Annotated in this window: 11 protein-coding genes and 1 tRNA gene; 10 read left to right on the top strand and 2 right to left on the bottom strand. The window is 61.0% G+C overall.

Going from position 1 to position 13,124, the window contains the following annotated elements; all coding sequences use genetic code 11:
- Nucleotides 1–652 precede the first annotated feature (652 nt).
- From JQ609_RS15820 to JQ609_RS15830, 3 genes are all read left to right on the top strand, one after another.
- Nucleotides 653–2,146, top strand: coding sequence for an MFS transporter (locus tag JQ609_RS15820; RefSeq protein WP_212274098.1), 1,494 nt, complete (start codon nucleotides 653–655; stop codon nucleotides 2,144–2,146).
- 6 nt (nucleotides 2,147–2,152) lie between these two features.
- Nucleotides 2,153–2,989: a trehalose-phosphatase gene (gene otsB / locus JQ609_RS15825; RefSeq protein WP_212213439.1), complete on the top strand. Its 837-nt coding sequence runs from the start codon at nucleotides 2,153–2,155 to the stop codon at nucleotides 2,987–2,989.
- Between the two features lie 210 nt (nucleotides 2,990–3,199).
- Nucleotides 3,200–4,663 (top strand): trehalose-6-phosphate synthase, encoded by a 1,464-nt coding sequence (locus JQ609_RS15830; RefSeq protein WP_212274099.1) that lies wholly within the window; start codon nucleotides 3,200–3,202, stop codon nucleotides 4,661–4,663.
- Nucleotides 4,664–4,730: 67 nt separating this feature from the next.
- Here the strand turns inward: JQ609_RS15830 and JQ609_RS15835 are convergent, their stop codons facing one another.
- Nucleotides 4,731–5,075, bottom strand: coding sequence for a hypothetical protein (locus tag JQ609_RS15835; protein ID WP_409411179.1), 345 nt, complete (start codon nucleotides 5,073–5,075; stop codon nucleotides 4,731–4,733).
- A gap of 194 nt (nucleotides 5,076–5,269) precedes the next feature.
- On the opposite strand from JQ609_RS15835, the gene JQ609_RS15840 reads away from it, so the two are divergent.
- Nucleotides 5,270–5,359 (top strand) — tRNA-Ser (locus JQ609_RS15840).
- Between the two features lie 192 nt (nucleotides 5,360–5,551).
- Here JQ609_RS15840 and JQ609_RS15845 read toward each other — a convergent pair.
- Nucleotides 5,552–6,430: a LysR substrate-binding domain-containing protein gene (locus JQ609_RS15845; protein ID WP_212213421.1), complete on the bottom strand. Its 879-nt coding sequence runs from the start codon at nucleotides 6,428–6,430 to the stop codon at nucleotides 5,552–5,554.
- Between the two features lie 134 nt (nucleotides 6,431–6,564).
- Between JQ609_RS15845 and psrA the strand changes: the two genes are divergently transcribed.
- From psrA to phnY, 6 genes are all read left to right on the top strand, one after another.
- Nucleotides 6,565–7,656 carry an iron-containing alcohol dehydrogenase PsrA gene (gene psrA / locus JQ609_RS15850; protein ID WP_212274100.1) on the top strand — a complete coding sequence of 364 codons (1,092 nt, stop codon included), beginning with the start codon at nucleotides 6,565–6,567 and terminating at the stop codon, nucleotides 7,654–7,656.
- An 82-nt stretch (nucleotides 7,657–7,738) separates the two neighbouring features.
- Complete coding sequence (phnD, locus tag JQ609_RS15855; RefSeq protein WP_212213415.1) at nucleotides 7,739–8,614, top strand: phosphonate ABC transporter substrate-binding protein; 876 nt, start codon at nucleotides 7,739–7,741, stop codon at nucleotides 8,612–8,614.
- A gap of 51 nt (nucleotides 8,615–8,665) precedes the next feature.
- Nucleotides 8,666–9,487 carry a phosphonate ABC transporter ATP-binding protein gene (gene phnC, locus JQ609_RS15860; RefSeq protein WP_212213412.1) on the top strand — a complete coding sequence of 274 codons (822 nt, stop codon included), beginning with the start codon at nucleotides 8,666–8,668 and terminating at the stop codon, nucleotides 9,485–9,487.
- A gap of 14 nt (nucleotides 9,488–9,501) precedes the next feature.
- The gene (gene phnE / locus JQ609_RS15865; RefSeq protein ID WP_212274101.1) at nucleotides 9,502–10,299 is read left to right on the top strand and encodes a phosphonate ABC transporter, permease protein PhnE; all 798 of its coding nucleotides are present in this window, start codon (nucleotides 9,502–9,504) and stop codon (nucleotides 10,297–10,299) included.
- A gap of 116 nt (nucleotides 10,300–10,415) precedes the next feature.
- Nucleotides 10,416–11,660, top strand: a complete 1,245-nt coding sequence (gene phnA, locus JQ609_RS15870; RefSeq protein WP_212274102.1) for a phosphonoacetate hydrolase — start codon at nucleotides 10,416–10,418, stop codon at nucleotides 11,658–11,660.
- An 11-nt stretch (nucleotides 11,661–11,671) separates the two neighbouring features.
- Nucleotides 11,672–13,123: a phosphonoacetaldehyde dehydrogenase gene (gene phnY / locus JQ609_RS15875; RefSeq protein ID WP_212213403.1), complete on the top strand. Its 1,452-nt coding sequence runs from the start codon at nucleotides 11,672–11,674 to the stop codon at nucleotides 13,121–13,123.
- The last annotated feature ends 1 nt before the right edge of the window (nucleotide 13,124 follow it).

The following is a 13,124-nucleotide window of genomic DNA, read 5'->3' on the forward strand; positions in this document are numbered from 1 at the left end:
GACGACGGCGTGGATAAGCGTACGGCAAAACCGTGTGGTCCTGGCGCCCGTTGCTGGCGTCAAGCTGTCGGGTCGGCGCAAGCTGAACCGGTGGTGACGGAGTCAACCAAGAACTCGTCTCCGGGGAGATCACGGCATAAGCCGTAAAGCCATTGCGCAGGGAAGGCCGGGTGTTCACCGCTGCCCTGTATGCTCGTGTGCATTTTGTTTTGTGCAAACCGCACGCGAGACCGCGGGTGCAGCGCGCACCCGGTCTTCCCTGCGCCCTCATATTTCGAGGGCAAGGATTTCTGGCAAAGCTCGGGCGCAATGCGTCGCGAGATCGCGAAACTGCGTTTGGATGAAGGTGCAACCCACAAACACCGCCGTGGTCCCGGCCTTGAGCTCAGATGCGCAATATGGTGGTGGCTGCCCGCGCATGACGACGACAGGATCGAGTGGAGGCGCACTATCCTCCGTCCGACCCGTTGGCTCGCAATGACGCGAAGGAAACGCGGTGCCCAAATCCGCACGGTTCCTATGCCGCAATGCGGGAACCATGATACCGCGCGGACGTTGTGGTCCCATGGCGGACATCATGTCTGCCTTAATTCGGGCCAAAGAAGCTTGGGGCTGGGGCGTTCCGGGTGTTTTTTTCATTGGTTCAATTCCCATGGGTGTGCAGCTGACAGGGAAACGTTCGGCAGCGAATGATTCCGCCTCCGCAGCCGTGCGGCAGGACAATGATCGCGTCATCGAAACTTCGATTCCGGCGCGGCTCGATGATTTGCGCTGGAGCGGATTTCATACCCGCGTCGTGCTGGCGCTCGGGATCACCTGGATTCTGGATGGGCTGGAAGTCACGCTCGCCGGCGCCTTGTCCGGTGCGTTGAAGGAAAGCCCGACGCTTCGGTTCTCGAATTTCGATGTCGGACTGGCCAATAGCGCCTATCTCGCCGGCGCCGTACTCGGTGCGCTTGGTTTCGGCTGGCTGACGGACCGGATCGGCCGCAAGAAACTGTTCTTCATCACGCTCGCGGTCTATCTCACGGCGACCGCGGCAACCGCGTTCTCATGGAGCGTGGGAAGTTATGCGCTCTTTAGATTCCTGACCGGTGCGGGTATCGGCGGCGAATACACCGCGATCAACTCGACGATCCAGGAACTGGTGCCGGCGCGCTATCGCGGCTGGACCGATCTCGTCATCAACGGCAGCTTCTGGCTCGGGGCGGCGCTCGGCGCGGTCTGCGCGATCGTGCTGCTCGATCCGGCGTGGTTCGGGCCTGATTCTGGCTGGCGGCTCGCTTATATGACCGGCGCTGTCCTTGGCCTCGTCGTGTTCGTGATGCGGATGTGGATTCCGGAAAGCCCGCGCTGGCTGATGATCCATGGCCGTCCCGATGAGGCACACGCGATCGTGGACGCAATCGAGAAGTCGGCGGGGCTCGTGCGGGATGAGACGAAGGGCGTCCTGCCGAAGGTCAGATTGCGGATGCGCAGCCACACGCCGCTGCGCGAAGTCGTGCACACGCTGCTGACGGTCTATCGCCAGCGTTCGCTGGTTGGCCTGGTGCTGATGGCGGCGCAGGCGTTCTTCTACAACGCGATCTTCTTCACCTTCGCGCTGATCCTGACCGATTTTTTCAACATCCCGGCCAATCACGTCGGCTGGTACATTCTCCCGTTCGCGGCGGGTAATTTTCTCGGCCCGCTGCTGCTGGGCCGGCTGTTCGACACGGTGGGCCGCCGCAAGATGATCACGCTGACCTATGGCGTGTCGGGCGTACTGCTGGCGCTGTCGGGCTATCTGTTCTCGATCGGAGCCCTGACCGCGCAGACGCAGACGATCGCCTGGATGGTGATCTTCTTCTTTGCCTCGCCCGCGGCGAGTGCGGCGTATCTCACCGTCAGCGAGACGTTCCCGCTGGAGGTGCGCGCGCTGGCGATCGCGCTGTTTTATGCGATCGGCACCGGAATTGGCGGCGTAATTGGGCCCGCTTTGTTTGGTGTGTTGATCGATACGGGGTCGCGCACGAGTGTTTTCGCCGGCTACCTGTTGGGGTCGGCGCTGATGATCGTGGCGGCAGCCGTGGCGTGGCGCTACGCCGTCGCCGCCGAGCGCAAGTCGCTCGAAACTGTCGCACGACCGCTAGCCTTTGTGGAGTAAGATGAGATGAACGAGGATCTGTTGGAAATGCCATTGGAAGATGAGATCGTTGGCGAGGAGGAAGGTGCGCCGGAAACCGTTCCGGTGCCGCGCTCGCTGGTGCCGCATTTGAGCGAAACCGCTATCCTGCTCGACATCGACGGCACGCTGCTCGAGTTGATGCCGACGCCGCGCGAGGTCTGGGTCCCGCCGGGGCTGTCGAAGACGCTTAACCGGCTGCTGGCCCGCACCAACGGCGCGCTGGCACTCGTCAGCGGCCGCTCGCTCAACGATATCGACCTGATCTTCGCGCCGGAGCAATTCCCGGCCGTCGGCGGCCATGGCGCGGAAATGCGCATCGATCCCGACAACGAATCGGTCGACGCCCATGCGCCGCCGTTGGACAGGGAATTGAAGCGCCGGCTTGCGGCGATCGCCAAGCTCAGCCCGGGAATCTTGCTCGAGGACAAGGGTTATTCACTGGCGCTGCATTATCGCCTGGCGCCGCATGCCGAGAAGGCGATCTATGCCGCGGTGTCGCTGATCAGGGCCGATTTGCCGAACGCGCCGATCGAAGTGCTGCCGGGCAAATGCGTCTGCGAGATCAAGCATTCCGGTTTCACCAAGGCGACCGGCGTGCGCGAGCTGATGACGCGTGAACCGTTCAAGGGCCGACGTCCGCTCTTCATCGGCGATGACGTCACCGACGAAACCGTGTTTGGCATTATGCCTGATTACGATGGTCTCGCATTCTCGGTCGGCCGCCGCGCGAAAGGCGTGCAGGGACATTTCGATTCGCCGAGTGATGTGAGGGAGTTTCTTGCGCATCTGCTCGATGACGAAAGAGACGCGGCGCGGCCATGATCGGCGCACGATTTTTACAAATCGCGCCGGTTTTAGAACACAGTTCCCTGACGCATCACCATCATCTCGCGGAAAGTTTTCTTTTTTCGTGAGTTCAGGTGAGTTCCGTCCGAGCCAGCCCGAATTTGGTTTCAATTCGTTGAAACGTTGGCCAGGAACCATATTGATGAATGGTTGTTAATTCGCGGGTGCAGCAACAGGAGGGGACCTGTGAACCTCGTCGTCGTCTCGAACCGCGTTGCGCGCGGAAAACCCAATGAACCCATGACCGGAGGCCTCGCGGCGGCTTTATTGCCCGTTGTCGAGAAATCCGGGGCGATTTGGGTAGGTTCCAGCGGTCGCGTCCGTGACGGGAACCAGAAGGAACCTTTCGCCGAAATTGAAGCATTGGGCGCGGGCGCGCTTGCCATGCTTGATCTGCCGGCGGCGCATTACGGGGGCTATTACGAAGGCTTTGCGAATTCGGCGCTGTGGCCGGCGTTGCATTCCCGCGCCGATTTGATTCGCGCCTCCCAGGAGGATTACGTCAGCTATCGCGAAGTGAACGCCTTCATGGCGCGCGCGTTGCTGCGCTTCAAAAAGCCGGACTCCGCGTTCTGGGTTCAGGACTATCATTTTCTCGCGCTCGGCGCCGAGCTGCGCGATCTCGGCGTGACACAGCCGATCGGTTTCTTCCTGCACACACCGTGGCCGACGCGCTCGGTGATATCAGGCGTGCCGCATCATCGCGATCTGATCGAGGCGATGCTGGCCTATGATCTGATCGGCTTCCAGACCGAGGAGGATTGCGAGAATTTCCTGGCTTACGCGCAGTCAGATCTCGGGCTCGCCGTGCGTGACGGCGTTGTCGTCTCGCGCTATGGCCGGACCCGCGCCGCGATATTTCCGATCGGCATCGATCCGCAGAAATTCGCCCAGCAGGCCGCCAAGGCGATGACGCATCCCGACGTGTCGCGGCTGCGGCGCAGCCTGAATGGCGAGAAGCTCGCGATCGGCGTCGACCGGCTGGATTATTCCAAGGGGCTGATCAACCGCATCAAGGCGTTCGACCGGATGTGGACGCTGCATCCTCAGCTGTTGCGCACCGTTTCGCTGCTGCAGATCGCCACCCCGTCGCGCGGCGCGATCGAAGCCTATGGCAATCTGCAGAGCGATGTCGCCAAGCTCGTCAGCGACGTCAACGGCGTCCACGGCGAAGTCGACTGGACGCCGATCCGCTATCTCAACAAGGGCTTCGGCCAGGCTGTGCTCGCGGGGCTTTACCGCACCGCGCAGGTCGGCGTGGTGACGCCGCTGCAGGACGGCATGAATCTGGTCGCCAAGGAATATGTCGCCGCCCAGAATCCCGCCGACCCCGGCGTGCTGGTGCTGTCGAAATTCGCCGGCGCCGCCAACCAACTCGACACCGCCTTGCTGGTGAACCCGCACGATATCGACGGCATGGCCCGCACCATCTCAACGGCGCTCTCGATGCCGGTGACCGAGCGGCGGATGCGCTGGGAGGCGATGATGGAGAAGCTGCGCGGCGGCACGATCCAGCAATGGTTTGCCGATTTCATCGACGCGCTGCAGGAAAGCCAGCTCGATAGAGGCCCTTTGGGACCCGTCTTGGCTGATGCGCCGACCCGCTGGCCGCTACGCTCCATCAACAATGGCGCGCGGTATCATCATTAAAGCGTTTTCAAGCGAAGTGGCCGCCGGTTCGCGTCAAGAAACCGCGTCAAAAATCCAAAGCCTGCTCTCAGTAGCAATAGGAAACGCCATCCAGCACCGGGCAGCGTGCCCGGCGCGGATCGCTCGGATTCTCCATCGGCACCACGCCGTTGCCCTTGCCGACGAACACGCCTTTTCCGACGATGACGGACGATTTGTTGCCGATGATGACACTCGGGTGCGGCGAGGCCAGGTTCGATCGCGTGCCGTCGGCCCAGATGATCGCTTCTCCCGAAAGGATGCCGCGCCTTCCGTCGTCGCAACTCACATCGACGCCCTGACGGGTGCAGGATTGCCCCATGGCGGGGCCCGCAGCGCCCGCGACCAGCGCCGCTATCAGGGTGGCGAATGAAAACGCCCGCGTGATCATCATGCCGTTCTCCGCCCATGGTTGCCCCATGGTCGTCGGCGATAACCTGATTCCGGTTCAAGGCCCAGCGCCACGCGGTTGCCCCTGCCGACATTAGGGACAAATTATCCAATAAATTCAGACAATTGGGGAAATTTCAGCGCGCGTGTCCGCGGTCCCTTGCAAAATTTGTCCTGCCCCTTCAAGAGAGGGCCTCCGGAGAGATGGCCGAGTGGCTTAAGGCGCACGCTTGGAAAGCGTGTGTGCGGGAAACCGTACCGTGGGTTCGAATCCCACTCTCTCCGCCACCCGCCTTCAGGATTGCCTGTAAAGGGCGATAGACGGAAACGCCGCCGCGTTCCGAATACTGCCGGCTACCCGACAAAGTCGCGCCGCAATGGCCGGGGATACCGACGCGGTTGAAGATGCGCATGTGATCTCGTTCCACGAGATCTGCCGATTCTCCAGTCGTCCCGATCAACCCGATTGCCGTGAATGACCTACCTTGCACTGGAGAGTTTTGTCTTGCGCACGACTTCGAGAAATGCGCGAATGATCCGGCTGTTTTCGCGCTTCTGCAGAATCACGACATGCGCATAAGTGAAGATTTCCGTATCGCCGATTGGAATGAGACGAAGAGAACGGTCCGGAACGAACTCGGGTTCAGAGACATAGCTTATGCCCAATCCGCGAATGACGGCTTCGCGGATCGCCTCGCGGCTTCCGATCTCCATGACAATGCGCGGTTTGATCTTCGCCTTGGCGAGTGCCTGTTCGAACGCGCGTCGCGTCGTAGAGCCAGTCTCACGGATGATTAGCGGCTCACCTTCGAGTGCGGCGATCTTTACGTTCTTCCGCTTTGCCAGCGGATGATCTGTGCGCACAAAGACGCCAACCGGATGACGCCGATATGGAATGGTGAGAAGACGATCATCCTCGTCGATGTGTGCGAGCACCGCGATATCGCTCCTGTAGTCCAGGAGATCGGCGAGCACGTCGTGCGAGTTGCCGAGCTTCACGGCAAGCTCGATCCCCGGATAGGCGCGATTGAAGGCCGCAAGCATCTCGGTGACATGATATGGACCGACCGCGCCGACGGAAAGCCGACCGGTCTTGAGCTCGCGCGACTGCTCGAGGAATGCCGCCGCCTCTTCCTCTTCGGCAAACAGGCGTGACGTAATCGCCAATAGTTGCCGCCCCGTATCGGTCAACTCGCGCCGTCGCCCTTTCTTGATGAAGAGTTCGACACCGTACTCCTCCTCCAGCGCGCCGACCTGCGCTGTCAGCGTCGGCTGGGTGATGTGGACGGCATCCGATGCGGCGTTGAAGCCACCGGCGGTTGCCACTGCATGGAAGGAGCGGAGTTGGCTGTAACGCATAGAATAAATCTATCTATTTCTCCAAAAAAATCAATTTGTCGATGTATCAGCTTCCAGCGATGGTTCGGCATAACGAGCGCTCCTGAGAAGCGCGGAAGTGGCAGCGCTCCAGGCGCGATCAAGGGTGGAACGTCATGCGGTGGGCCTACTGGAATCCCGTAAAAGTTCGCTTCGGCGCCGGCACGTTCGATGAAGTTGAGGGCTTGATCGGCAAGCGACGCTATGCCCTCGTCACCTATAACCAGCCAATCTTCAATGACTTAGCGGCCCGCCTTGCAAAAGTCGCGGGTGAGCCGGTCGCCGTCATCGACAATATCGAGACCAACCCGGATTGCGCCGATCTGGTGAATTCCTGCCGAGTCTTCGGCGCTGCAACGCAAGCGCCCGAAGTCATCGTTGCCCTCGGTGGCGGCTCGATGATGGATGCTGCCAAGGTGCTGGCCGCCAGCAAGGGCGACTTCGAGAATGTCCGCCGCCACCTTACTGAGAAGGCGCCGCTCGACACCTCGGCGATCGTGCCGATCATTGCGGTACCGACCACTTCCGGAACCGGCAGCGAAGTCACCCATTGGGCAACCGTGTGGGATTCGGCCAACGGCAGCAAATATTCGCTCGCACATCCACTGCTCTATCCGGAAGCCGCCGTGTTGGACCCGCAACTCATTCTCGGGGCGCCGCGCGGGCTGACTCTGGCGACCGGCCTCGATTCCCTGTCACATGCGCTCGAGAGCATCTGGAACGTCAATGCCAACCCGGTCTCGGCGAGCTTCGCGGTCGAGGCTGCGCGCGAGATCATCGAAACGCTGCCGCGCCTGCTCGACAATCTCGGCGATATCGATCTGCGCACCCGTCAGGTGCGCGGCAGTCTGCTCGCCGGCTTCGCGTTCTCGCAGACCAAGACGGCTTTGGCGCACAACATCTCCTACGACATTACGCTGAAGACCGGATTGATCCACGGCATCGCCTGTTCGTTCTCGCTTCCGATCGTAATGGGGTGGGCAATAGGCAACAGCTCCGACTGCGATGCTGCACTGCGCCGGATTTTTGGCCCGGACCTCAGCGAAGGCATCCGAAAGCTGCGGTCCTTCCTCGAGGGCATGGGCGTCAAGACTGATCCAGCCGCGTATGGGGTCTCGCCCGCCGAGTGGACACGCCTGGTCGAGAAGGCGCTGGAAGGCGAGCGCGGCAGGAATTTCATAGGAAGGCAGACCGTCAAGGCAGCGTAGTGAAACAAAGCTAGAGGCGAATGCACCAATCATTAGATCACCGACAAGGTCACAAAGACCGGCGGCGTAAAGGGAGAAAGACATGACCATCACGCGTCGAAAAATGCTCGTCGGGTCCGTTGCGGCTGCCGGCGCTTTAGTCTCCATGCCGAATGTATTGCGTGCACAGGGTGTGATTCGCGTCGGCCTCATTCCGTCGGAAGATTCCCGCGCGATGCTGGCGTCGAGCCAGCAATTGCTCGATGCGCTCGAAAAGAATCTCGGCATGAAAGTGCAGGGCTTTGTCGCCGCCGACTACAACGGTGTCATCGAGGCGATGCGCTCGAACCACGTCGAAGTGGCCTACCTTGGGCCGTTCTCCTACGTGCTCGGCACAAGCGTTGCGAACATCGAAGCTTTCGCGACTGCCGAGACCTCGAAGTCCGGCCGAACCTTCTATCACAGCCAGATCATCACGCGGAAGGATAGCGGTATCAAGGATATCAACGATCTGAAGGGCAAAACCTTCGCGTTCGTCGATCCGTCTTCGACATCGGGTCACCTTTTCCCCAAGGCCGGCCTGCTCAAGCTCGGTATCGACCCGGATAAATTCTTCGGCCGCGTTCTCTTCACCGGTTCGCATGATGCCAACGCGCTGGCGGTTGCCAACAAGCGCGTTGACGCGGCCACCATCGCCGACCGCATCTTGGATGCCGCCGTGCAGAAGAATCTCGTCAAGCGCGAGGACATCCACGTCGTCTGGAGTTCCGGCCCGATCCCGGAATCACCGACGGTGTGGCGCAAGAATCTGACGCCGGAGCTCAAGGCGAAGATCAAAACCGCGTTCCTGGACATCAGGGACATCACCTGGGCCGACCAGGGCAAGCTCAACCGCTTCGTCGAAACCAACGACGCGGCCTACGATGTAATTCGGGATACCGCAAAAGCGCTCAATCTCGATCTGAAGAAGATGAAATGAGCCCACTGCGCTAACACGCCGTAACCAACCCTCCGGCATAGGACTGCTCAGATGATCAAGATCGAAGGTTTGAAGAAATCATACGGCGGGAGGCCGGTGCTCCAGGGCATCGATCTCGAAGTAAAGTCCGGCGAATTCCTCGTGGTCTTGGGTCCGAGCGGCGCCGGAAAATCAACGATGCTCCGTTGCATCAACGGCCTCACGCCGCCGGACGCCGGCAAGATCGTCATCGACGGCGCGATCTTCGACTCCAAACGTGCGGCCGGCGGACGGTTGCGCCCGGTCGCGATGATCTTCCAGAACCACAACCTGGTGAAGCGACTCACCGTGCTCAAGAACATTCTGGTCGGCCGGATGGCCGGGATGTCGTCGATCCTCTCTGCACTTCAAATCTTCCCGACGAAGGACGTCGAGATCGCGATGGAATGTCTTCAGCGCGTCGAGCTGACCCACAAGGCGATGTCGCGTGCCGATCAGCTCTCCGGCGGAGAGCAGCAGCGCATCGGCATTGCCCGTGCACTGGCACAACGCCCGGCTGTCATTCTGTGCGACGAGCCGGTGGCGAGCCTCGACCCGAAAACCTCGCGTGTCGTGCTCGGCTACCTCAAGGCGATCTGCAAGGAGGAAGGCATCGCCGTCATCTGCAATCTGCACCAGGTCGACTACGCGGTCGAATTTGGCGAGCGCATCGTCGGTCTCTCCGGCGGCAAGGTGGTTTTCGACGATACGCCGGACCACCTCACCGTCGACGTCGTGCACCAGATCTATCCAGGGCTCGAAGATCCGGGGGTCGCCCGCGTGTTGCGGCCGAACGCAGGCCCACGCCTGGTGTCGAATTCGCTCGATCCCGTCGCCCTCGCGGCATCCGCCTGAGCAGGAGAATGACCATGTCCAGCTATCAACTCGTCCTTCGTCCGCCTCAGGGCCGCTTCGGCTGGTGGGGCACCGGCGCCGTCGGTCTGGTGATCCTTGGATTCCTCTACTGGGCGGCGGTCGGATCGCAGATCAACGCGACAAATCTGTGGAACGGCATCCCTTATATGTGGGACTTTATGGTCCGCATGATGCCGCCAAACCCGGGCTTCATTGAGAAGCTCTGGCGACCGGCGCTCGAAAGCTTGCAGGTTGCGATCTGGGGCACGTTGCTCGGCGTCGCGATCTCGCTGCCGATCAGCTTCTTCGCGGCCCGCAACCTCTCGCCGCATCCAGCGATTTATCACTTCACCCGCCAGGTGCTGAACTGCATGCGCGGCATCAACGAGATCATCCTGGCGCTGATCTTCGTCGCCGCCATCGGCCTCGGCCCGTTCGCCGGCGTGCTCGCCCTCGCCATCCACGGCGCCGGCATGCTCGGCAAGTTCTTTGCCGAAGCCATGGAAGACATCGACGAAGGACCGCTCGAGGCATTCCGCTCGGCTGGCGCCGGCCCGTTCAAGACCTTTTTCTTCGGCGTGCTGCCGCAAGTGCTGCCGGCCTGGCTCGGCACCATCTTTTACCGTCTCGAGACCAATGTGCGGCAATCCACCGTACTCGGCATGGTCGGCGCGGGCGGCATCGGCTTCGAACTCGTGTCCTCGATGAAGCTGTTCCAGTACCAGGACACGGCGACCTGCATCCTGGTCATTCTTGCGATGGTGTTGGTCACCGACCTCCTTTCCTCCCGCGTCCGCTCGATGATCCGATGACGCGACTCGGCCGTCCGAACATTGCCCGGCCACTTTATGAACGTTCCCGGCATTGCCGAGAAAACGGTAACCTCTCAGCGCTCCACCGCGTGGCGCAACACTGGAAAGGATGAGCCATGCTCACACGCACTCCCGCTTCCGTGACGACGAATGGCCGCAGCTATCGCCTCCCCAATACCCCGACCGTCGTCATTTGCATCGACGGCTCCGAGCCAGGCTATATCGAGCGCGCTATCGAGAAGGGGCTTTGTCCCAATCTCGACCGGATACTTAAGACCGGCACGAACACGCTGGCGCTGTCGGTGATCCCGAGTTTCACCAACCCGAACAACCTGTCGATCATCACCGGCCGGCCGCCGGCCGTACACGGCATCGCAGGCAACTTCTTCTACGATCGCGAGACCAAGCAGGAAGTGATGATGAACGACGCCCGCTTCCTGCGCGCACCCACGATCCTCGCCGACTTCCAGAAGGCCGGGAGCAAGGTCGCTATGGTGACCGCGAAGGACAAGTTGCGCACGCTGCTGGGCAAGGGTCTCGACTTTCAAAAGGGTACCGCTATCGCGTTCTCATCGGAGAAGGCCGACAAGGCCGACATGGCCGAAAACGGCATCGACAACGTGCTCGAATTCGTTGGCATGAAACTGCCGGAAGTTTACTCGGCCGATCTGTCGGAATTCGTCTTCGCGGCCGGCGTCAAACTGCTCAAAACCTTCCGGCCGGACGTGATGTATCTTTCGACCACGGACTACGTGCAGCACAAGGCGGCGCCAGGTTCGGCGATCGCCGACAGCTTCTACAAGATGTTCGACCGCTACGTCGGAGAGCTCGATGCGCTGGGCTGTGTGCTGGTGATGACCGCCGATCACGGCATGAACGACAAGCATCTGCCAAACGGCCAGCCGGACGTTATCTACCTGCAGGAGATCCTTGATGAGAAATTCGGTTCCGGGATGACCCGGGTGATTCTCCCGATCACGGACCCATATGTCGCGCATCATGGCGCGCTCGGCTCATTCGCGACTGTCTACGTCGATGCTGACAAGCGGCAAGCCGTGCTCGATCACATCAAGACGATCGAGGGCGTCGAAGTTGCGATCCCGGCGGAGGAGGCTTGCAAGCGGTTCGAGCTTCCGGCCGACCGCATTGGCGACGTCGTCGTGCTTTCGTCGAAACACAAGGTGCTCGGCACCTCCGCCGCCAAACACGATCTGTCGGGACTCACGGAACCGCTGCGTTCGCATGGCGGTCTCACGGAGCAGACCGTGCCGATGATCGCCAATCGAAAGATCAAGATTCCCGCCGGGCGGACGCTGCGCAACTTCGACGTTTTCGACGTCGCCTTGAATCTCGTGTCCTGAGGACCGGTCCCATGAACGTGCCTTTTAGTTATGCGGCAAAGCGGGAGGCTATGCGCATTGCCGGCAAACACATCACGACCGATGACGTCGTTGAGGTCCGTAATCCCTACGACGGGTCGCTTGTCGGTACCGTGCCGGCAGCGCGCCCCGAACACGTGCGCGAAGCGTTTGCCAGGGCGAAAGCATTCAAACCGAAACTATCGCGTTTCGAGCGTCAACAGATTCTGCAGAAAACCGCTGAACTGCTGCGGGGGCGGCGCGCATCCTTCGCGCGTATCATCTCCGCGGAGTCCGGCCTGTGCTGGAAGGACGCGATTTATGAGTCGACGCGCGCCTACGACGTCTGGTCGTTCGCCGCGCAACTCGCCGTCAAGGACGATGGCGAGTCCTATGCCTGCGACATCTCGCCGAACGGCAAGGCGCGCCGCATCCATACGCTGCGAACGCCGTTGCTGGGCGTCATCTCGGCGATCACACCATTCAATCATCCGCTCAACATGGTGAGCCACAAGCTAGCGCCTGCGATCGCAACCAACAACCGGATCGTTCTCAAGCCGACCGAGCTGACTCCGCTGACCGCGCTTGCACTCGCGGACGTGCTCTATGAGGCGGGACTGCCGCCCGAAATGCTCTCTGTGGTCACGGGCAATCCATCCACGATGGGTGATGCGATGATCACTGATCCGGACGCAGACCTGGTTACCTTCACCGGCTCCGTACGCGTCGGCAAGCACATCGCCCGCACAGCAGGCTACAAGCGTATAGTGCTCGAACTCGGCGGCAATGATCCGCTGATCGTCATGGAAGACGCTGACCTCGACAAGGCGGCCGAACTCGCCGTGCAGGGTGCGACGAAGAATTCGGGCCAGCGATGCACGGCGGTGAAGCGCATTCTCGTCGTCGAGAAGGTTGCCGATGAATTCTCGAAATGCGTGCTCGAAAAGGCCAGGAAGCTGAAATGCGGCAACCCGGCCGATCCGGAAACCGACGTCGGCACGGTCATCAATGAGCGATCCGCAGTGCTGTTCGAAAGCCGTGTCAACGACGCGGTGACGAAAGGTGCCGAGCTGCTTCACGGCAATGATCGCCAGGGTGCGCTCTATTCCCCGACTGTCGTCGACCGCGTGCCGTACGATTGCGAACTGGTGCACGAGGAGACGTTCGGTCCGGTGATTCCGATCATCCGTTGTCCGAACGACATCGCAGAGGTGATCCGCATTTCCAATTCGACCGCCTACGGGCTGTCCTCCGGCGTTTGCACCAACCGCTTCGATTACATTACGCGCTTCATCAATGAGCTCGAGGTCGGCACGGTGAACGTTTGGGAGGTGCCGGGCTATCGCACCGAGATGTCGCCGTTTGGCGGCATCAAAGACTCTGGGCAGGGCTACAAGGAGGGAGTTGTGGAAGCCATGAAAGGCTTCACCAACGTGCGGACGTATTCGATGCCCTGGCAGGGCTGAC

The sequence above is a fragment of the Bradyrhizobium sp. AUGA SZCCT0169 genome (genome assembly GCF_018130085.1).
Lineage (GTDB): Bacteria > Pseudomonadota > Alphaproteobacteria > Rhizobiales > Xanthobacteraceae > Bradyrhizobium.

Excerpts from the sequence above, each read along its gene's own strand:
- phnC (WP_212213412.1), top strand. The coding sequence starts at position 8,666 with ATGATCAAGATCGAAGGTTTGAAGAAATCATACGGCGGGAGGCCGGTG.
- phnA (WP_212274102.1), top strand. The coding sequence starts at position 10,416 with ATGCTCACACGCACTCCCGCTTCCGTGACGACGAATGGCCGCAGCTAT.
- psrA (WP_212274100.1), top strand. The coding sequence starts at position 6,565 with ATGCGGTGGGCCTACTGGAATCCCGTAAAAGTTCGCTTCGGCGCCGGC.
- phnY (WP_212213403.1), top strand. The coding sequence starts at position 11,672 with ATGAACGTGCCTTTTAGTTATGCGGCAAAGCGGGAGGCTATGCGCATT.
- phnD (WP_212213415.1), top strand. The coding sequence starts at position 7,739 with ATGACCATCACGCGTCGAAAAATGCTCGTCGGGTCCGTTGCGGCTGCC.
- JQ609_RS15835 (WP_409411179.1), bottom strand. The coding sequence starts at position 5,075 with ATGATGATCACGCGGGCGTTTTCATTCGCCACCCTGATAGCGGCGCTG.
- JQ609_RS15820 (WP_212274098.1), top strand. The coding sequence starts at position 653 with ATGGGTGTGCAGCTGACAGGGAAACGTTCGGCAGCGAATGATTCCGCC.
- otsB (WP_212213439.1), top strand. The coding sequence starts at position 2,153 with ATGAACGAGGATCTGTTGGAAATGCCATTGGAAGATGAGATCGTTGGC.
- phnE (WP_212274101.1), top strand. The coding sequence starts at position 9,502 with ATGTCCAGCTATCAACTCGTCCTTCGTCCGCCTCAGGGCCGCTTCGGC.
- JQ609_RS15845 (WP_212213421.1), bottom strand. The coding sequence starts at position 6,430 with ATGCGTTACAGCCAACTCCGCTCCTTCCATGCAGTGGCAACCGCCGGT.